Annotated in this window: 18 protein-coding genes; 9 read left to right on the top strand and 9 right to left on the bottom strand. The window is 45.8% G+C overall.

The features are described 5' to 3' along the window. Window positions 1-65 precede the first annotated feature (65 nt). Genes PGU50_RS14350 through PGU50_RS14340 form a run of 3 tightly spaced genes read right to left on the bottom strand, consistent with a single transcriptional unit; the run spans window position 66 to window position 3,113 of the window. A complete protein-coding gene (locus tag PGU50_RS14350; RefSeq protein WP_270247258.1) occupies window positions 66-1,253 on the bottom strand; it encodes a hypothetical protein in 1,188 nt (395 codons plus the stop codon). A 35-nt stretch (window positions 1,254-1,288) separates the two neighbouring features. Further along, window positions 1,289-1,996 carry a hypothetical protein gene (locus tag PGU50_RS14345; RefSeq protein ID WP_055228676.1) on the bottom strand — a complete coding sequence of 236 codons (708 nt, stop codon included), beginning with the start codon at window positions 1,994-1,996 and terminating at the stop codon, window positions 1,289-1,291. A gap of 10 nt (window positions 1,997-2,006) precedes the next feature. Continuing rightward, entirely contained in the window at window positions 2,007-3,113 is a 1,107-nt protein-coding gene (locus PGU50_RS14340) for a DUF6076 domain-containing protein (protein WP_270247256.1), read from the bottom strand. 222 nt (window positions 3,114-3,335) lie between these two features. On the opposite strand from PGU50_RS14340, the gene PGU50_RS14335 reads away from it, so the two are divergent. From PGU50_RS14335 to PGU50_RS14305, 7 genes are all read left to right on the top strand, one after another. Beyond that, window positions 3,336-3,956 carry a CHC2 zinc finger domain-containing protein gene (locus tag PGU50_RS14335; RefSeq protein ID WP_186877820.1) on the top strand — a complete coding sequence of 207 codons (621 nt, stop codon included), beginning with the start codon at window positions 3,336-3,338 and terminating at the stop codon, window positions 3,954-3,956. Beyond that, a complete protein-coding gene (locus tag PGU50_RS14330) occupies window positions 3,931-5,304 on the top strand; it encodes a phage/plasmid primase, P4 family (RefSeq protein WP_330672560.1) in 1,374 nt (457 codons plus the stop codon). The genes PGU50_RS14335 and PGU50_RS14330 overlap by 26 nt, the downstream gene beginning before the upstream one ends. 400 nt (window positions 5,305-5,704) lie before the next feature. Further along, window positions 5,705-5,920 (top strand): hypothetical protein, encoded by a 216-nt coding sequence (locus PGU50_RS14325; RefSeq protein WP_055228675.1) that lies wholly within the window; start codon window positions 5,705-5,707, stop codon window positions 5,918-5,920. 69 nt (window positions 5,921-5,989) lie between these two features. Next, window positions 5,990-6,178 carry a hypothetical protein gene (locus tag PGU50_RS14320; RefSeq protein WP_117856474.1) on the top strand — a complete coding sequence of 63 codons (189 nt, stop codon included), beginning with the start codon at window positions 5,990-5,992 and terminating at the stop codon, window positions 6,176-6,178. A gap of 88 nt (window positions 6,179-6,266) precedes the next feature. Beyond that, window positions 6,267-7,556, top strand: a complete 1,290-nt coding sequence (locus PGU50_RS14315) for a plasmid recombination protein (protein ID WP_186877821.1) — start codon at window positions 6,267-6,269, stop codon at window positions 7,554-7,556. A gap of 18 nt (window positions 7,557-7,574) precedes the next feature. Then, a complete protein-coding gene (locus tag PGU50_RS14310; RefSeq protein WP_033121834.1) occupies window positions 7,575-7,877 on the top strand; it encodes a hypothetical protein in 303 nt (100 codons plus the stop codon). Between the two features lie 80 nt (window positions 7,878-7,957). Further along, window positions 7,958-9,604: a recombinase family protein gene (locus PGU50_RS14305; protein WP_330672558.1), complete on the top strand. Its 1,647-nt coding sequence runs from the start codon at window positions 7,958-7,960 to the stop codon at window positions 9,602-9,604. 59 nt (window positions 9,605-9,663) lie between these two features. Here the strand turns inward: PGU50_RS14305 and rlmD are convergent, their stop codons facing one another. The 3 genes from rlmD to pcrA form a co-directional block, all read right to left on the bottom strand. Continuing rightward, on the bottom strand, window positions 9,664-11,031 hold the full coding sequence (gene rlmD, locus PGU50_RS14300) for a 23S rRNA (uracil(1939)-C(5))-methyltransferase RlmD (RefSeq protein WP_270247254.1): 1,368 nt from the start codon (window positions 11,029-11,031) through the stop codon (window positions 9,664-9,666). A 70-nt stretch (window positions 11,032-11,101) separates the two neighbouring features. Then, complete coding sequence (locus tag PGU50_RS14295; RefSeq protein WP_044998722.1) at window positions 11,102-11,344, bottom strand: hypothetical protein; 243 nt, start codon at window positions 11,342-11,344, stop codon at window positions 11,102-11,104. 145 nt (window positions 11,345-11,489) lie between these two features. After that, window positions 11,490-13,727 carry a DNA helicase PcrA gene (pcrA, locus tag PGU50_RS14290; protein ID WP_270247253.1) on the bottom strand — a complete coding sequence of 746 codons (2,238 nt, stop codon included), beginning with the start codon at window positions 13,725-13,727 and terminating at the stop codon, window positions 11,490-11,492. Window positions 13,728-13,984: 257 nt separating this feature from the next. Here pcrA and PGU50_RS14285 point away from each other — a divergent pair, with 257 nt between their 5' ends. Then, window positions 13,985-14,293, top strand: a complete 309-nt coding sequence (locus tag PGU50_RS14285) for a YerC/YecD family TrpR-related protein (RefSeq protein ID WP_022220320.1) — start codon at window positions 13,985-13,987, stop codon at window positions 14,291-14,293. A 124-nt stretch (window positions 14,294-14,417) separates the two neighbouring features. On the opposite strand, the gene PGU50_RS14280 is transcribed toward PGU50_RS14285, so the two are convergent. Together PGU50_RS14280 and PGU50_RS14275 are read right to left on the bottom strand one after the other, a co-directional pair. Further along, the gene (locus tag PGU50_RS14280; RefSeq protein WP_270247252.1) at window positions 14,418-15,020 is read right to left on the bottom strand and encodes a DUF1836 domain-containing protein; all 603 of its coding nucleotides are present in this window, start codon (window positions 15,018-15,020) and stop codon (window positions 14,418-14,420) included. Window positions 15,021-15,118: 98 nt separating this feature from the next. Then, a complete protein-coding gene (locus PGU50_RS14275; RefSeq protein WP_055249273.1) occupies window positions 15,119-15,868 on the bottom strand; it encodes a phosphatase in 750 nt (249 codons plus the stop codon). A 201-nt stretch (window positions 15,869-16,069) separates the two neighbouring features. Here PGU50_RS14275 and PGU50_RS14270 point away from each other — a divergent pair, with 201 nt between their 5' ends. After that, complete coding sequence (locus PGU50_RS14270) at window positions 16,070-17,860, top strand: glycoside hydrolase family 2 protein (RefSeq protein ID WP_270247251.1); 1,791 nt, start codon at window positions 16,070-16,072, stop codon at window positions 17,858-17,860. A gap of 603 nt (window positions 17,861-18,463) precedes the next feature. Here PGU50_RS14270 and glgB read toward each other — a convergent pair. Then, a complete protein-coding gene (gene glgB / locus PGU50_RS14265) occupies window positions 18,464-20,248 on the bottom strand; it encodes a 1,4-alpha-glucan branching protein GlgB (RefSeq protein ID WP_270247250.1) in 1,785 nt (594 codons plus the stop codon). Between the last annotated feature and the right edge of the window lie 6 nt (window positions 20,249-20,254).

Genomic DNA, 20,254 nt, shown 5'->3' with positions numbered 1-20,254 from the left:
TATCATTTGTAATAAAATGATAGCATGGGAACACAGCAAATACCACTTACAGTGGTTGTAAGGATTCAAGATATAAGTGGCGGCTCAAGGGGGACGAGCATATATTTTGTAAGAGCATCAGGCGACAATGATAAAATATACCGGATCGCCTCCTTGGCAAACCAGTTCGTTTTAATTGTATCCCAATCAGCAAGTCGGATAATCTCTGCTGTGCCGTTCTCAAAATCAACTGAAATTTCGCCCCATTCGCCGTCGCAGTCTGCTTGATATTCGTAGATTGCGGCGGCGATTTTCTTTTTGCGCTTGGTTTTGGTTTTCTGTTTCAGCCGGACAGCATGGAGCGCACCTTCGGCAACCAGCAGTTCTGTCAGTTTGTCCACCGCTTTCCGGTAGGCTCGCTCTGCACCGCTGGCTGTGCTGCCCTCAAACATAATCGCCAATTCTTCAAAAGTGGGGCGGTTCTTCCATGAGCCAACTCGCCCGCAGGTCATACAGATTGCTAACCGTTTTTCGAGCAAGGTCTGTTCCCGGTAATTCAGCTTCTCAAATGCCCGCTGTACCTTTTCTGCTTGTATGCCGTTCCAGAGGATGTCGGTATAGTTCCAGCTATCGTCAAGGGCTATATCCTCGCCTGTTTCCTCGCCGTCCTCGTCCGTTATATAGAACGGCTGCTGGTTGCGGATTCCACGGACAACTTTCAGATATTCTTCCGCAAGAGCAAGGTCGCAGTTATACTTCTTGGAAAACTGGTTGACCGCATCTTTGGTGTTATGGTACAGCCACGCCATTGATCGCACCATTTTGTAATTGGTCAGAGAGGATACCGACCATTTTTCTTCGCCCATGCGGAAACGGAGCATAGAATCCCAGATGAACGGATAGATGTATGTAGCATACTCCGCACCCTTGGCAGGATCATAGTCCATCAGCTTTTGGAGCATTTGCTCCCGGCAGGAGATCTTTATATCGATAAATCGGTCTGTGTCGTACAGATTGCCGCCGTCCACACTGAGAAAGCCTTTGATGCGCTTGTTGAGCTGCGTTTCGTAGTGGTGCAGAAAGAACGAAAAATATAGCAAATTCTTTTCCCGCAAAGCAGACAGGATATATTCATTCAGACTGTCCACCGCTGGCGGTTTCGGTTCCAGTTGGAAGATGCGCTCTGCCACATAGGGGATGATGCCGTCACCGTGTGGATTAACTTGGTGCTTCGGTATGTATCCGGTCATGTTCCACGAAAAATCATTTAGCATAGCGCACCTCCCTTCTAAGTAATCAGCGGGAATAATTAACCATAATTCCAAGTTTGTCTTGCAGCATTTATATTATCCAGAAGAACAGATGCAGGATTTGCCTCGTAATAGTACGTGCTCATATCCAAAATGCCTTCTTCCATTTCACCCCACTCTGCTGTGCGAGAAACAAAGATTCTATTATATACACACCAATCGCATGTGGTGGTGAAAGCAGCAATATCTGCAAAGTCTTTTGGAAATACAATTCTTCTTCCATTTGATGTTGGCTTAAGATAGTTCTCCATTATTTCTTTGAAATTCTTCAGATCATAATCCGTAGCGTTTTCCAAAGCTTTACAGACAATCAATTCTTCGTGCGTGAATTCTGTAAGTGTTTCTAAATGGTTTGCAAGAATTAGACCATAAATAACGCAAACCTTTGGGCATTCTGCATTTACGGTTTGTTTGAACAGATTGGCTACGATAATAGCCTTTTCCGGGCTGGAGTTTACATAGTTGTAAAGCTCGTTCAATCTTCTTTCGAGATTAAAGCCAGATGCAAGACCGTTCAGTAGATGGCCGAGTTTGAAGGTATTGTATTCAGATAGAAGATCATTTCCTATTCCGCCTACAATTCCCGCAACTGGGTTTACTACGCCCAACACACCAATAGAGCCAGAACGGATTATTTTGGTCATAGGATTGTCCATAACCCGGCTAAGCGCATTCCCAATATCAGTTAAATCATATTTCTGTGCCATTACATATTCCTCATTTCGTCCGTAATTTTGCTTCTTTCTTCAAAGCAGCCTGTCCCATCTCTTTTTCGTAATCACCTTTGGCATAGGCGACATTGCTCAGCGCTCGAAGCATTTTATCCTTTGCCAGCTTTTTCATAACCTCTGCAAGATCAGCGTCCAGAGTACCACGCTTCACATAGCGGTTTATGGTGTTCAGCCGTTTCTCATAAATCTGTTTCACCGGATGATCGTCCGCAAGCTCCCGTTGTTCTCTGCCTTTCAGGTTGCCGATCTGTCGGCAAGTGCGGTGCAGCTTGTCCCCCGGTGCATAGCCGCCGCAGTATTTGGTGTGCCTTGCGTTGGTGGTGAGGAACCACTTGCCGCAGATTTTGCATTTTTTCGGGGCATGACCAACACATAAGCCCTCAAAAAGATCAGACCGGAACATCCCTACAAAGGATACATAGTGCATCCGCTTGACCAGCTTCGCAACTTTTTCGCCGGGACGGATGACCGATATATACTGAACGGAATTATTCAAAGTAGACATCCAGGCATTGCCCTCCGTGATAGAGAACTCCGGCGGAAAATAGTCGCTGAACATTTTTGCAAAACCCTCTGCGGTGCGTTCTGCTTCATTGCCGTCTGATTTTTCTGCAAAATCAAGCATGGCCGTTTGGTATTCCCCAAGGGAGTATGCCAGATGCCCGAAAACTGCGGTATAGCGTTGGAGCATCATCGCATCGGCAAAGTTCTGGATTTCTTCAAATTGCAAAGAATTGGTTGCGGCTTTTATGGCAAACTCCACATATTTCAGCGCATTGTCCACAGTAAAGACTTTTTCAATCCGTTCTCTGTGCTTTGAGATATTCATATAGGAGAACGGCGGTGTTTGACTGAGAATATCAAGCATCGTCAGAGCAGCTTCCGTTGCAATAGGACAGAGTGCAGAAGCATCCTGTCCGGCGTTTAATATTCCAAGCAGCAGATTGATTTTCTCGCATTGCTCGTTCATCTTTGCGATGGTATCCGCAGGGACATTCAGCGCATCACAGGCAAGAGCGCCGACAGGAAGTGTTTTTCCCTCATATATGACCGTATCCTGCCAAAAATCCAATGTCATCAGTTCTTGGTTCATGCTTGCCCCTCCTGTCCTGTTTTTTCATTTTCTTAATTCTATCATGCTAATGTAAAGAAATCTACATCTATCCATAAGTTGTCCTGTTTTTTGAAACGGGGTTGTCCTCCGATTAGCCTGTTTTTTGAAAAATCCGGCATAACCATAGTAGAAGGAGCCAAACCCCTGCCAATCACGGCGGGTGTTTCGTGCTTTCTAAATACTATGAACGGAGGTTTTTCTATGACAATCTATGAAATCATCAAGGCGGCAATCAGCGTAAAGCAAGCCGCAAAACACTACGGGCTGAATGTCAACCGCAATGGTATGGCTTGCTGCCCGTTCCACAACGACAGGCATCCGAGCTTGAAGCTGAACGAGGATTATTTCTTCTGCTTCGGCTGCGGAGCCAAGGGGGATGTAATCGACCTTGTGGCAAGACTGTTCGATCTGAGCAGTTATGAAGCAGCGCAAAAGCTGGCTGCGGACTTCGGGCTTGACCCGAAACCGCCCACTGCCGCAGCTATGGTCAAGCCAAAGCGTCCCTATATCCGTCAGTTCCGGGAGAATGAAATGCTGTGTTTCCGGGTGCTGACGGATTATCTGCATCTGCTGGAAGATTGGAAAATACGATACGCACCCAAGACACCGGAAGATGCTCTGGATGACCGTTTTGTGGAAGCCTGCCAGATGCACTGCTATATCGAATATATGGCAGATGTGCTGACGGTGGGTGATCTGGAAGAACGGGTGGCATTGGTGGACAAGCTGATGCAGGACGACAAAATTGCTTTTCTGCAAGAGTATACCGCACAAAAGAAAAAGGAGGTGGCGCACCGTGGCGAAGAACCGGAAAACGCCTAATATGAATTTTCCTGTCTGGTTTGACGGGCAGAACATCAACGAAGCTCTGTTTTGTGAAGAATTTCTGCATGAGCGCAGAATCATCTTCGCAAACGGAGCTTTTTTCACGCCCGATGGTCGAGTGACGGATGACCTTCCTCTGCGTGGGGAGATTTACGACAAGCTGAAATTTTGTGCCGTGAACAACATCCCACGGAAGATCACCAACATTCTGGAAGTGCTGAAACTGGAAGCGCAGGTGTCTGACTTCCCTCCGGAGCAGGATCGCATCCATGTTGCCAACGGTACGCTGCTCTTGAACGGCACTTTCACCGAAGGCAGACCGGCTATCGTGCGAAGCCGTCTGCCTGTCGGCTATAATCCCGATGCTCCTGCACCGGTGATCTGGCTGAACTTTCTGGATGGGTTGCTTTACGCCGAGGACATTCCAACTTTGCAGGAGTTTATCGGCTATTGCCTGATTCCCTCCAACAAGGGGCAGCGCATGATGGTGATTAAAGGCAACGGTGGCGAGGGTAAATCTCAAATCGGTGCGGTGCTGTCCACCATCTTCGGCACGAATATGAAAGACGGCAGCATCGGGAAGATTTCTGAAAACCGTTTTGCCCGTGCCGATCTGGAACACATCCTGCTGTGCGTGGATGATGATATGCGGATGGAAGCTCTGCGTCAGACCAGCTATGTAAAATCCATCGTGACGGCACAGGGCAAAATGGACTTGGAACGCAAGGGCAAGCAGAGTTATCAGGGCTGGATGTTTGCCCGGTTGCTGGCATTCAGCAATGGTGATCTGCAAGCCCTATATGATCGCAGCGATGGTTTTTACCGCAGACAGCTTGTGCTGACCACCAAAGAAAAGCCCATGGACAGAGCCGATGATCCTGACCTTGCAGAGAAGATGAAAGCTGAAGCCGAGGGTATCTTCCTGTGGGCATTTGAAGGCTTACAGCGGCTTGTTGCCAACAACTTTAAGTTTACGGAGAGTGACCGTATCCGGAAAAACCGGGAAGCGGTCAAGCGTGACAACAACAATATCTTTGATTTCATGGAGTCGGAGGGATACATCCGATTGAAAGCGGATGCTTCCATCAGCTCTAAGGATTTCTATGAAATCTACCGGATGTGGTGTGAGGAAAACTCCCTTGCACCGCTGAAAGCCCGTAGCTTCAGCGATGCCATGATTGCCAATGCCGGGAGATTCAATCTGGAGCATTGCAACAACATCACCAACTCTGCCGGACGGCGGGTGTGGGGCTTTATGGGCGTGGAAGCTGTGGCAAGACCTCATATAAATGGATTTTACGATGTTTCGCCGTGTACGTACGTACCGGAGGACTGGCGGGATTGATTTTGCCAGTCATGCTCTGTACGTATGTACGCAGCATTTACCCCTGTTTTCTTCCGTTATAGGAAACAGCAGCTTTCAAAGCTGACCTGTTTTCGGGCATTAAAAATCAATGGTAATGGAAACAGCAAAGTTTTTGACCGCAGGACGAAACTATTTCACGAAATCGTGCTTCTCTGAACCGTGTACCCTGTTCACGGAACAATGGGTGTTTTCACTGTTCCAGACCAAACCACACAAAACGGCAAAGTGGGATATGGTCATATATGGACAGGACATCACAAGCGAAATTCTGAACGGATTTCGGAGATTGCAGATTTTTCACTGTTCGGTGCATCCACTCCACCTTGGAGCGCAGAGGTTGCACCGACACATGAACTGAATTATGGAGGATTTTATCAATATGAATATACGCAACGAAATAAAGGCACAGATCATCCGTGCCGGGATGACCATGCAGGAAGTTGTTGACCTGCTCTCGGACGAGTACGGATGGAGCGACAGCGTTTCCAACCTGTCCGCAAAATTACAGCGGGAAAGTATACGATACAAGGAAGTATTGGAGCTTGCCGCTGTGCTTGGTTACGACATCGTATGGCAGAAAAGACGGGAGAAGTGATACCCCGGCAACAGCCCTCCGCATCTCCCGTCCCCATAGGCGCACCGCAGTGCTGCCCATGGACAGGCAGTGAAAGATACGGTTTTCGCTGCCATCGTCTGCAAGAAATGTTCCGCAGAACAGCTTCATGCAGACGGGCTGACCAAGGTAAAAGGCGCAGACATTTTGCCTTGGTCAGCAGAGGTCACCGCAGTGACCGCATTCCCCCTCGGGAGAGCCCTCGGAGAGCCCACGGCACTTTGTAGCCAGCATGGATGAAAGTGTAATAGTGGGTTATTACACTTTGAAAAAGTGCCGTTCCTCAGCCCTCCGCTGTCTGCAAATCTTAAAGAAAGGACAAAAATCTATGGCAAGAAATGATGGAATTGATCGTACCTTAGCCAGAAATCAGGACTTGGAAACTCCGGATGATGTGACAAAAGTACAGGAACACAATGAGCGTGAAAAAGACCGTTATTCCAATGTGGACATCGTGCCGGAACGTACTGCGCTGAATGTTCACTTCAAGTCTCCCACTGACGATTATGTAAAAATGTTTGAGCAGATGGAGCAGGACAAGATCATCTCCACCAGAGGGCTGAAACCGGATGCCGTCAAATATGGCGAGTTGGTTTTCGATGTGAACTCCACTTATTTCTACAACCACGGCGGCTATGAGTTTGCAAAACAGTTTTATGCCGATGCCTATAAAGCCGCCGTGGAGATCGTGGGCGGTGAGCAGTATATCCTCTCCGCTGTAATGCATGCCGACGAGCGCAACCGGGCAATGTCGGAAGCTCTGGGTGAGGATGTGTACCACTATCACCTTCATGTGGTTTATATCCCGGTGGTGGAGAAACAAATCCTGTGGTCGAAGCGATGCAAGGATGAATCCCTCCGGGGAACGGTAAAGGAAACGATCACACAGGTCAGCCGCAGTAAGAAGTGGGAATCCAAACCCGTTCTTGATGAAAACGGAAATCCTATGTTGAACGCAAAAGGGAAAAAGATTTTGAAGTCGTCCTACAGTGTGCTGCAGGATGACTTTTTCAATTTCATGCGAAACGCTGGTTATACCGATGTAGAGCGTGGAGAATGTGGCAGCACCGAAGAACATCTGACGGTGACACAGTTCAAGGTACAGGCCGAACAGCAGCGTTTGGAAGCTGTGACCGGACAGGTGGCACAGGCCGAGCAGAGCTTAGCGGATGCCAAAGCTGCCACGGAGAAGCAGAAAAAGAAACTGGAAGCTCTGAAAAAGGAAACTCAGGCTGCTAAGTCTGTTGCTATGACTGCACATGAGATTGAGTCGATGGGCAAGAAAAATCCCATTACGGGAAATGTTACCATGACGGTGGATGAGTGCCGCACGCTAAAGGATTATGCGGTCAGCAGCTTTGCGGAAAAGTCTGAGAAGCTGAAATACAAGCAGAAATTCGAGCAGGCAGATAAAAACGCAAAGATATGGAAAGACCGTTTTGAAAAACTGAACAAAGACTATGAGGAGCTGAAACAAAAAGCCCAGCCTTTCCTGGATGCGATTGAGATTGCATCTGAAAAGGTCTGGGCTTTTATCAATGCCATCCTCGCCAGGGGAAAGGAACTGTATGAACACAAACACCCTGCCCGCAATCGTGGACAGGACATGGAAATTTAAGAAAGGAACTATTTGCCTATGAAGAAAACCGTAGATGAAATTAACAAGATGATTATGGAAGATGCCCCGATGGAAGAAATCAACGATGCCATCGGCTATATTGATATTTGCTCCTGCTTCGATCCGATTTTTGAGCCGCCTATTGATTTTCTGGAAGAATGCCGCAAGCGTTGGGAAGCGGCACAGTCCTCTTTCTGCAAAACCATTGAGTGCAAGATCGGAAACACATGGTATGTGATTGAAACGGAGTGTGATGGAAATGAGCCACTTACCGACAAGGTAAAACGGCTCATTTTTTCTGACAAGGGGGTGATTTGTTAATGACTGCGACACAAAAGCATGATATAATTCCAATATGCACAACGGTACTGTCGGCTGACCAACCACCGAAGGAGGATATTATGTTGGATCAGCAGAAAATTACCATTCTCTATTGCCGTCTGAGCAACGAGGATGCCCAGGAAGGCGAGAGTAACAGTATCGCAAATCAGAGAGAGTATTTAACCCGATATGCCCGTGACCACGGGTATACAAACCTGAAAATTCTGGTGGATGACGGTTATACGGGGACGAACTTCAATCGTCCCGGTGTGCAGGAAGGCTTTGAGCTTGTCAAGCAGGGGCTTGTGGGCTGCTGGCTGGTCAAAGACCTCAGCCGCTTTGGTCGTGACTATCTGACTGTTGGACAATATACGGATATTATCTTTCCGAGTTATGATGTCCGCTTTATCGCTATAAATGATGGCGTAGACAGCAACCGGGGAGACAGCGAGGGCTTCGCCGCAATCCGTAATCTGTTCAACGAGTGGTATCCCCGTGATACCAGCAAGAAAGTCCGTGTCAGTTTGCGGCAGAGAGGAACCAGTGGGAAGCACATGGGCAAACCGCCCTACGGATACCGCTGTGACCCGGAGGACAAGGATCACTGGATTCTGGATGAAGAAGCGGCTCCGGTAGTCAAGCTCATCTTCGACCTTTGCATTGACGGCAAAGGCCCGGAGCAGATTGCAAGGATTCTGGAAGAAAAGCAGATTATGACCGCAAAGGCACTCTATGCCAAGCGAAAGAAAAAGCCGATGCCGGAAAGACCGTACCACTGGGGCAACCAGTCCATTGCAGGGATTTTGGAACGGCAGGAGTACACAGGCTGTACCTGCAACTTCAAGACTTATTCCAAGTCCTACAAGCTGAAAAAGCGGATTCCCAATGAGCCGGAGAATATGTTTTATCTGCCGGACACACAGGAAGCGATTGTATCTCAGGCACAGTTTGACAGGGTGCAGGAACTGAGGAAAAACAAACGCCGCCCCGCAAAAGCGGAACGGCAGGGATTGTTCTCCGGGCTTCTGTTTTGTGCCGATTGCGGCGGCAAGCTCCACTTTGCCACAAGCAAAAGCTTTGAGGGCAAGCAGGATCACTACGTCTGCAACAACTACAAGAGCAACCGTGGTACTTGTACTGCCCACTATATCCGGGAAGATGTGCTTCGTGAAATCGTTCTGGAACGCATCCGGGCAGTCAATGAGTATATCCGAAGCGATGTGGACGGTTTTCAGGAGGAATGGCTGCAATGCCGCAGGACTGACCAGGAGCGCAGCATCCGGGATGACAAAAAGAAGCTGGAACAGGCAAAGAAACGCCTTGCCGATCTGGATGTCATCATCGCCCGGCTGTACGAGGACTATGTTCTTGGAAATCTCAATCAGGACAGATACAGAAAGATGTCTGCGGACTATGAAGCGGAGCAGGAACGGTTAAAGCTCGAAATTGAAGTTATCGAAGAATGGGTGGAACAGCGGGAAGAAATGAACGACGGTCTGGATGCCTTTATCGCCCTGACACAGAAATATGTGGATGTGGAGGAGCTGACACAGACCATCGTGAACGAGTATATCAAGAAAATCATCGTCTATGCCCCGGACAAATCCAGCGGCTCGCGCAAGCAGAAAGTGAAGATTTTCTTCAACTTCGTGGACGATGTAGATATTCCCGTTATTTCCGAGCCTATCATCACGCAAACAACCTATGAACACAGAAAAACGGCGTGACCTTCGGGTCACACCGTTCTCTGCGACAAAATAGTTACTTGTCACTATTAAGCCTTTATTTATTGGGCTTTTCTTGACAGCAAACAGACCGTTTCTATATGAACCGTGCTCGGAAAAAGATCCACACACCCAATCCGTTCAACCTGATATCCTCTTCCCTGCAACATCTCCAGATCTCTTGCCAGGCTGGTCGGCTTGCAGGCAATATAAACCATTCTTTCCACACCAAAATCAATGATCTTTTCCAGTGCTTTCGGATGCACACCGTCTCTTGGTGGATCCAATACGATCAGATCCGGTACTTCACCCAGATCATCGATTACTTTCAACACATCTCCAGCCCAGAAGGTACAGTTATCGAGTCCATTTAAAGCAGCATTTTCTTTTGCAGCCTCTACTGCCTCTTCAACGATTTCCACACCTACTACTTTTTTTGCCACTGGTGCAAGGATCTGTGCAATCGTTCCGGTTCCACTGTAGAGATCAAAGATTACCTTATCTTTCGTCTCACCGATATAAGATCTTGCTGCTTCATAAAGCACTTCCGCGCCAAGGGAATTAGTCTGGAAGAAAGAAAATGGTGTGATCTTGAACTTCAGTCCCAGAAGTTCCTCATAGAAATAATCCTGTCCATATAAAATTTTGGTTCCTTCATCTTTTACCACATCCGCAAGGCTGTTGTTGGTTGTATGAAGAATTCCGGCAAGCTTCCCATCATAAGAAAGACCGGTAAGCTTTTCCACCAGTCTGGCTTCATCTAGCTGTGCCTCCGATGTTGTTACCAGATCAATCAGAATTTCTCCGGTGCGAACTGCCTTTCTCACAAGAAGATGACGGAAAAATCCAGTATGGCGCATTCTGTGATAATACGGAAGACCTGTATCTGTCGCAAACTCCAGAACAGCCTTTATAATTCGTCTGAAATCCTCATCCACAATCTTGCATTCTGTAACATTTACAATATCGTGAAAGCTGCCTCTTTTATGCATGCCAAGTGCAAGAGGTCCGTCCTTATATTCGTCTCCAAAAGAAAATTCCATTTTATTGCGATATGCCTCTCTGACCGGGCTTTCTTTAACACCCTCCCAGATATAATCACCATCAACCGCCGCATCCATCATTGCATGGATCTGTGCTTCCTTCATCTCCACCTGCTTTTCATACGGCAGATTCTGATAAGTGCATCCGCCACAGACTCCAAAATGCGGACATGCCGGCTGACATTCTTCCGGTGAATGCTCCAGAATTTCCAGAAGCCGTCCCTCTGCCTGACCTTTTCGTATCTTATTCACCGCGAAACGCACCTTTTGTTCCGGAATGGTATTCTTCACAATCACTTTTTTTTCTTCGTCCTCTACCACGGCAAATCCTTTATTCGGGAAATCTACCCTTTCTATATATCCTTCTAATACCTGTCCTTTTTTCATCTATCTATATACCCTCACATAGAAAAGGCAGGAATCTTTGACAATTCCTGCCTTCGCTGCTTTCTTAATATTACTGTACTTCATCTTCATCGCTGAAGAAATCATTGTCGAAATCATCGTCAAAATCTTCTTCAAAGTCTTCCAGATAATCCGGAGTAAAGAAACAATATACTGCATATGCAATTGCTGCAACTGCTGCTACCGCACCGATAATTGCAAGAATCCAGAGAACAGTTGTCTTCTGATCATCATCTTTCTTATGCATCATATCGTTGAGTTTCGTTGTTGCAAGTAATTCTTCGATTCTGTTCATCTCCATACACGCCCTTTCTGCCGTCACTCTCTGCTTCGGCTCACTCATTGTTTATAGCTAGTATACCACAAATCCATGCATAATTTCCACCATATTGCACAGATTTTCCGAAAAAGAATGTGTTTCTTAGGCACATAGTGCAATTTTAGTCAATTTTCTGCAGTTTTGCAAACATGGCAAACATCTTCTTCGTGCCCGCCGTATCAAAGTCCACAGTCACTTCATAGTCTCGTCCGCCTTCTGTGATCTGTGTCACCAGACCTTCCCCAAACTTAATATGACGCACTCTGTCCCCCACATCATATCCCGGACCTTTTCCCTTGGTCACAGTAAACTGCTGTGCAGGCTTTGTCGCTGCGAACGCTTTTGTCGCAAATGCCTGCTTTGCCTGACGGTAAGCAGATACCTTTGGTTTCTCCTCTGTCTGCTCTTTTTTGAACAAGGCACCGGTAGAAAGCAGACTCAGCGGAATCTCTTTTAAGAATCTGGACATCTTATTATACTGTGTCTCACCGTGTACCATCCGTCGTCTTGCACAGGTCAGCGTCAGATTCTCCTTTGCACGGGTAATTCCCACATAACAGAGTCTTCTCTCTTCTTCCAACTCTGCCGGATCATCTGCCGTGATCGTCATATAGCTTGGGAAAATCCCATCTTCCAGGCCAGCGAGATAGACGTGTGGAAATTCCAGGCCTTTCGCACTATGTAAAGTCATCAGCACCACATAGTCCGTCTCCTCATCAAGACTGTCGATATCTGCAACCAATGCCACTTGCTCTAAAAAACCGGAAAGTGTCGATTTTTCATCTTCTGCTTCACAGGACTCTTCGTATGCAACAATTTTATTCCGGAGCTCTTCAATATTTTCCAGACGGCTTTCTGCTTCTTCATCAGAATCTGCCTGCAGTTCTTCTACATATCCAGTCGCATCGATAATCTCATCCATCAATTCCGCTACACTCATGCGTTCGCCTTCGGCTTTAAAATGCTCAATCAGGGCTGCAAAGGATTCGATTTTGCCAAGCGCACGTCCGATTCCCGGAACCGATCCTGCAGCCAGGATTGCTTCATAGAAACTGATCTCCCGTTCCGTTGCATAATCCTGCACCCTTCCGATAGTTGTCAGTCCGATTCCCCTCTTCGGTACATTGATGATCCTCCGTACTGCCAGATCATCTTTTCCATTATCTACTGTTTTTAAATATGCCAGCAGATCCTTTATTTCGCGTCTTGCATAGAAGTTTACTCCACCAACGATCTTATACGGAACATTGGATACCACCATCTTTTCCTCGAATATACGTGACTGCGCATTGGTTCTGTATAAAATAGCGAAATCCTTATATTCTCTTTTTCCACTGTTCACCTTCTCTTTGATATCACTGACAATATAATCCGCCTCATCGTAAGCAGAATCAAACTGACGGAACTGAATCTTCTCCCCCTCACCATTCTCGGTCCAGAGCGACTTCTCTTTTCGTCCTGTATTGTGACGGATCACTTCATTTGCGGCGTTCAGGATTGTGGATGTGGAACGGTAATTCTGTTCCAGCTTGATCACTTTCGCATTCGGATATTCTTTTTCAAAATTCAGGATATTCATGATATTCGCACCCCTAAATTTGTAGATCGACTGGTCGTCATCACCAACTACACACAGATTCTGATACTTACCGGCAAGAAGGCTTACCAGCTTAAACTGTACCGTATTCGTATCCTGATACTCATCCACCATGATATAACGGAATCTTTCCTGATAATACTCCAGCACGTCCGGCTGTGTCTGAAGAAGCTGTACCGTCTTTAAAAGCAGATCGTCAAAATCGAGTGCATTGTTAGCTTTCAGCTGCTTTTCATACTCGGTATAAACCTGTGCAATCTTCTTTTTCGCCCAATCCCCTTCCGCACGAAGTGTCATCTCTTCCGGTGTGACAAGCTCATCTTTTGCAGAAGAAATCGCACTAAGAAGCGACCGTTCCTTAAACATTTTCGTATCAATCTGCAAATATTTACACACATCCTTGATCAGTGTCTTCTGATCATCTGCATCATAAATCGTAAAATTTGTATCATACCCAAGCCGGTCAATATATCTGCGCAGGATCCGCACACACATTGAATGGAAGGTGCTCACCCAGATACTCTCCGAACCGAATCCAACAATCTGATCCACTCTCTCACGCATCTCCCCGGCTGCCTTGTTCGTAAATGTGATCGCCAGGATATTCCATGGGTTCACACCTATCTGATCGATCAGCCAGGCAATCCTGTGTGTAAGGACACGTGTCTTACCGGATCCTGCTCCGGCAAGGATCAGAAGCGGGCCCTCTGTATAGAAAACGGCCTCCTGCTGTCTGTCATTTAATGTATCATAAATACTCATATTTTTGTTCCTCTTTCTTCTCCTCTCTCGAGGCTCTATTGCATCATTATATTATAAAAAAAGTGGGGTGTCAAAGAATCTCTCGTCCCTATTTTTCGTCGTAAAAATAGAAAAATCCAGCTCCTTTTTTCTTATCTGTAAAATTTTGCAAAATATCTGGACTTTAAAATTTTAATGTGCTAATATGTCATTGTATGAATGAGTGGGGCAGTTTATGTCACACTCTTATTGATTATTTGTCATGGAGGGATAATATAATGAGTAGAAAAATCAGAACAGAAGCGGTCGATTCTTTATTTGATGCCGTTCTCAGTCTGAAAAGCAGAGAAGAATGCTACACATTCTTTGAAGATGTCTGCACGATCAATGAGCTTTTATCGCTTTCACAGCGTTTTGAAGTAGCTAAGATGCTACGTGATCAGAAAACATACCTGGAGATTGCAGAAAAGACTGGTGCTTCCACAGCAACAATCAGCCGCGTAAACCGCTCTCTTAATTATGGTAATGATGGATACGATATGGTATTTGAGAGACTTCAGGCAGGGGCTGAAGAATCCGAATCTTAATTTTACAGACACCGGCAGGAGTTGATAGTAACAGCTATTGCCAAACACATAATAGCAAAAAGGAACGAATTTCAAAATCTGAAATCCGTTCCTTTTTTTATTCTTCTTAAAAAAGCTAACGCTTTTATTTTTTCTTATCCGGCTTTGGAAGTTCGTCCACCATTTTTTCAATCAGTTGCTTTTTCACATACACATCAAAACTGAGATTACAGATAAAGGCAAACTTCTGAAGCTGTTCTCTTTCTTCATCATCCACACATACAAAAGAATGCTCAGCAGTCTCATACGCCTTACGAATACTATCCTGCAACTCTCCGATCCTGCTTTTTTCCATCTTACAGACTTCTTCATAGATACTTTCCATGTCAAATTCCGAATCCACAGCAAAATATTTGTCTGTCAGTGGCTTTAACAAAATCTCAATATCTTTGATTGAGAGCAGGTTTTTAAAATAATAGACAAAAATTAAAACCAGAAGGTGCTCTTTGGAATACTTTTTCTTGTTCGGAGGCGGAAGCAGATTGTTTTTCGCATAATTATTGATCATCGTTTTCGTCAGGATCTTATCATCCTCATAACGCTTCGTCGAACTGAGCTGTTCCTCCATAAAAGTTGTTACCTGATCCATATATAAATCTATATTCGGAATATCTACCGGATGAATATAATCAATTCTGCTGACACTTTCCAGGATACTGTTTAATAAATCTTCCGTATTTATCGTCATTCTTTTTCACCTCAATATAGATATTATATAGTATTAAAAACTAGATATCAAGTCTTTTCTCTATCTTTCATCCAGGCTTTTTTAACGTAAGTGACGTATTAACAATTCACTTTTTTCTGTTTCCACATATTCCGTTTATACCGAATACATGATTTCAGAAGCTCTGCAGAAGTATTAACGATCAGTTCTTCCGGAAAATGACTCTCCTCGATCACCGGAAGCGCATAACTGTAATCTGCAAGATCTACATCCATATGTGCGTCGCTTCCCATCGTAACCGGAACTTCGTATTTCTTACAGTATTCCAGCATTTTTAAATCATTTTTCCTGGTATCCACGCGGAATCCGCCAGGTCTTAACGAACCGTTATTTACCTCCAGAACGGTTCCTGTCTCTTTTGCTTTTTTGGCCAGCTGTTCATAATCCACCGGATATCTTCCGTCATCCGGATGTCCAATAATGTGAATCAGCGGATTCTCCATTGCCGCAAGGTATGCCGCCGTGATTGCCTCTTCCGTCCGCTCGCCTTTATAACAAGGTCCATGAATACTTGCAATTGCAATATCCATCTGGCAAAGTGTGCTCTCCGGAAGGTCAACCTCTCCCTTTTCATTCATAATATTCAGTTCCACACCCATGAACAGTCTCACGCCGTACATTTCACGCGGTACGATATGCAGATTCTGGAAATAGAACTCATGACAGGTTCCCGGCATCTGCGGTGCATGTTCAGTCAATGCAAATGCCTCCAGTCCTTTCTCTTTCGCCATCTGTGCCATCTCACGTATCGTATTGTATGCATGTCCGCTGACAATGGTATGTGCATGTGTATCTAAAACTATTTTCATCGGTATTTCCTCCTGCCTGCTCTTTGTCTGTGTTCTCACAGCTCATCTTTTCTTATATTCTTATGATAAACTGATTCTTTCTTTTTTACAATCCGTTTTTCCCCACTGTTTTCATTTCTAAAATTTCTATAAAATGTGCGGTGTTTTTGTTGTCACATGGTACAATAGACTATAAGAATATTTAACGAAAGAGGTTTTTTTATGAATCTTTTAGCAGCACTTGCAAGTGTACGGATCTTTCCCAGAAAAGCTTCCCATCAGACACTGACTACCCGTTGGGGAAAAGCTCTTGATCCGCAGCACATACTGGAAGAATATCCACGTCCGCAAATGATCCGCGATCAATATATCAACCTGAATGGAGAATGGAATTACACAGTTCTTTCAGAAAAAAATACCATAACCAAAGAAGGAACTCTTCTCGTTCCTTTTTCTCCGGAAGCCCCTCTTTCCGGTGCCGGTTTCCAGTTAAAGCCGCACGAAAAAATGCTCTGTGAGCGTCTGCTGTCAGTCAAGTGCCTTCCTTCCGACGGATCCCGGTGCATCTTGCATTTTGGTGCAGTCGATCAGTATGCGAAAGTTCTGGTAAATGGAAAAGTAGTTGTCTCACATATCGGCGGATATCTTCCATTTTCTGCTGATATCACAGATGCTCTGCAGGAGGGTTGCAACACTCTGACTGTACACATTGAAGACCGTTCCGACACTTCTTATCACAGTGTTGGAAAACAGAAATTAAAGCGTGGCGGAATGTTCTACACCGCCCAGAGTGGAATCTGGCAGACAGTATGGATGGAATGGGTTCCGGCTGTCTATGTCAAAAAACTGGAACTCACCCCTTTATATGAAAAAGAGACGGTACACGTATCCCTTCTTTTAAATCATCCGATTTCCGGATGCAGCGATGCCGAAGCGGTTGTCTGTCACGTCAGAGACATGGACGGTCGCCTGATTTCCAAAGGGATCTGCACCAATCAGTCTGACTCTCTTTGCTGTTACTCCTGCTACTGTGACGTCAACAATATGCATCCCTGGAATCCTGATGATCCTTATCTTTATACAATTGAGATACAAGCAGGCGAAGATAAAGTCACCGGCTATTTTGCAATGCGTACCTTTACCATCGAACCGGATAAAAAAGGACTTCCCCGCTTCTGCCTGAACCATGAACCACTTTTTCTGAATGGAGTCCTGGATCAGGGATACTGGCCGGACGGGCTTTACACTGCGCCATCTGATGAAGCGCTGATCTATGATATCCAGACCATGAAAAATCTCGGCTTCAACATGATCCGTAAGCATGTAAAAGTTGAAACTGCAAGATGGTATTATCATTGCGACCGCCTTGGAATGATCGTCTGGCAGGACATGGTAAACGGTGGCACCTACAATGCTCCGTTCATGACCTGGCTGCCTGCACTCTTTCCAAAATTCAAGCTTCACACCAGTGACCGGATTCATCCTCTCTTCGGCAGGAAAAATGTACATGGCAGAGAAGAATTCATCCGTGAATGCAAAGAAACTGTCACTGCCCTAAAAGCATTCCCATGCATCAGCACCTGGGTAATCTTCAATGAAGGCTGGGGACAGTTTGATTCAAAAAAGCTCACTGCCTTATTCCGCGAACTGGATGACACCCGGCTCATCGATTCCGCCAGTGGCTGGTTTGACAGACGGCAGGGAGATTTCAAAAGTGAACATAACTACTTTGCAAAGCAGTTCGTAACTCCATCTGACCGCGCTTTCATCATCTCCGAATACGGAGGCTACACCTGCCAGGTTAAAGGACATACCTGCTCCGGCAAGACATACGGATATAAAATCTGCTCTTCACAGGAAGAATTCCAGGCAGCCTATCATAAACTTATGTCTGAAGAAATCGACCCCCTCAAAGAACAAGGATTGTGCGGAGCAGTATATACACAACTCTCCGACATCGAAGATGAAATAAACGGGCTGATGACTTACGACAGGGAAGTTTGTAAGTTGTAGGTGGTTGACAAAGTTACGCACCCATGGATTCGGATTCACCCCCGCTCGCGCTTAGTCCGCAAACGTAGCGGATACTAAGTTCGATGATGTCTGACGACATCCTCTCACTAAGTACCGACGTTTCCGATGGGGTTCATTCCGAATGCATGGGTGCTTGCGTTTGTCGCTCCAGTACAAGTTGTGCGGAGGCGCTTCGCTGCCGCACTGGGAAAATACTATTTTAATTTCAGTGGGATAGGTTGCTCAGGAACGTAAACTTTATACCTTATCAATATACCTCCAGTACTTCTGCAAATCCATTGCCACCACTTCCCGTCAGACACCACATCCAGGCGATGCGCAGCGGATGCCGTCCCTCTGGTATCAGTTTTTTGTGCGCTTAGTATGGTGCCGTCTTCTCCCTTCGCCGATGCGGTTCTGGTGTCATAGCACAGCCCGGGGCAGAACAATACTTCTGCTGGCGGGCCCTCAAAAAACGCCGGCACTTAGTGAGGGGATACGCTTGCGGTATCACCGAACTTAGTACCGCTGCGTTTTTTGCGGAGCGAAAGCGCGCCCGAAAGCAGAAATATCGTTCTGCCCCGGGCGTCCCTTCCCCATCACCTAACTCATCAGCAAAATCCCCGAAAACGGCGGCAGGTCCAGCGTCACATGCGTCCCCTTTTTTGCTTTTGCCGGCAATGTCTTTTTCTTTTTTGTATTTCCTCCATATTCATCCCAGTCCGTATCCAGTATCACACTGAGTTTTCCTTCTTCTTCGGTATCCAGTTCGTAATCTTCCTGTTCTTCGTCTGAGAAGTTGAATATCGCGATAAAGTTCTTATTTTTTCCTTTTCTTTTGATCGCATAGATACAGCGTTCTTCCTGATGGCAGTCCAGCCATTTGAAATTCTCCGGATCATAATCATGCCAGAATGCATCATTTTCCTGACCGATACGGTTCAGTTCGATCATATAACAGTGAAATGCATCATGGAGCGGATATTTTAGGATATCCCAGTCCTGCTCGCGGCTTTCATCCCACTCGCGAAGCTGACCGAATTCATTTCCCATGAAATTCAGCTTCTTACCAGGATGCGCCATCATATACAGATACATAGCTCTTGCCTGTGGGAACTTATCCTCATATTCTCCGTTCATCTTCTGGAGAATCGTTGCCTTTCCATGTACCACTTCGTCATGACAGTATTCCAGCAAAAAATGCTCATTATAATAATACATCATCGAGAATGTCAGCTTATGATAATCTCTGCTTCTGTATTCTGGTGCACTCTGGAAATATTCCAGTGTATCGTGCATGAAGCCAAGATCCCACTTGTAATCAAAACCAAGTCCTCCCTGGTCAACCGGTTTGGTAACACCTGGAAAATTGGTGGAATCTTCTGCGATCAGCATGGCTGTCGGATGAAGGGACTTTAGTCCCTGGTTCATCACCTTCAGAAAATCCAGTGTCGTTCCGTTAACACCCCTGGCCTCGTCACCCTGCCAGTAGATCAGACGACTGACTGCATCCATACGGATTCCGTCAAAATGGAACTCACTCAGCCAGTAATTTGCTGCCGACTGTAAGAAACATCGTACTTCCCCTCTGGAATGCATGAAATTACAGCTTCCCCATTCGCTTTCACCTACTGCCGCATTTGGATATTCATACAGACAGGTTCCGTCAAATTCTTTCAGTCCATAATAATCGACTGCAAAATGTACCGGAACAAAATCCATGATCACACCAATTCCTGCCTGGTGACACTCATCCACAAATTTTTTCAGCTCATCCGGTGTTCCATAACGTGCGGTCGGCGCAAAAAATCCGGTATTCTGATATCCCCAGGATCCGTCAAAAGGATGCTCGGAAAGCGGCATCATCTCAATATGAGTATAATGATTCTTTTTTATATAAGGAATCAGAAGCTTTGCAAGCTCAATATAAGTATACCAGTCGGTCTTCCCTTCTCCTTTTTTTCTCCAGGATCCTGCATGGATCTCGTAGATATTGACCGGACTGTCAAATCCGACTGTCCGGTTCTTCATCCATTTTTCATCCTTAAATTTATAACTATAAAGATCCGTTAAGATTGAGCAATCTCCTGGTCTTAATTCCATCTGGAAGCCATATGGATCACAGTGCTCTACCCTTCCTCCATTTGCTGTGTAAATGCAGTACTTATACAGCTGACCAGTCTTCGCCGGAATTGGCTCTGACACATATACACCGCTCTGTTCCTCCTGATACATCGGGATCTCTGTCCAGTTACTGAACTCTCCAAATACGCACACTCCTTTTGCCGATGGCGCAAACACACGGAAAATAAAATTTTCACCCTCTTTATGCGCTCCAAAATAACGATATACATCAAAAAGATGCCCTGTATAAAACTCCTTCCGCATCTCTTT

It is taken from the genome of Coprococcus sp. AM11-30B (assembly GCF_027674365.1).
GTDB lineage: Bacteria > Bacillota > Clostridia > Lachnospirales > Lachnospiraceae > Allocoprococcus > Allocoprococcus comes.
Note: the sequence above shows the minus strand (reverse complement) of the source record. Positions and strands in the feature narration are given on the sequence as shown.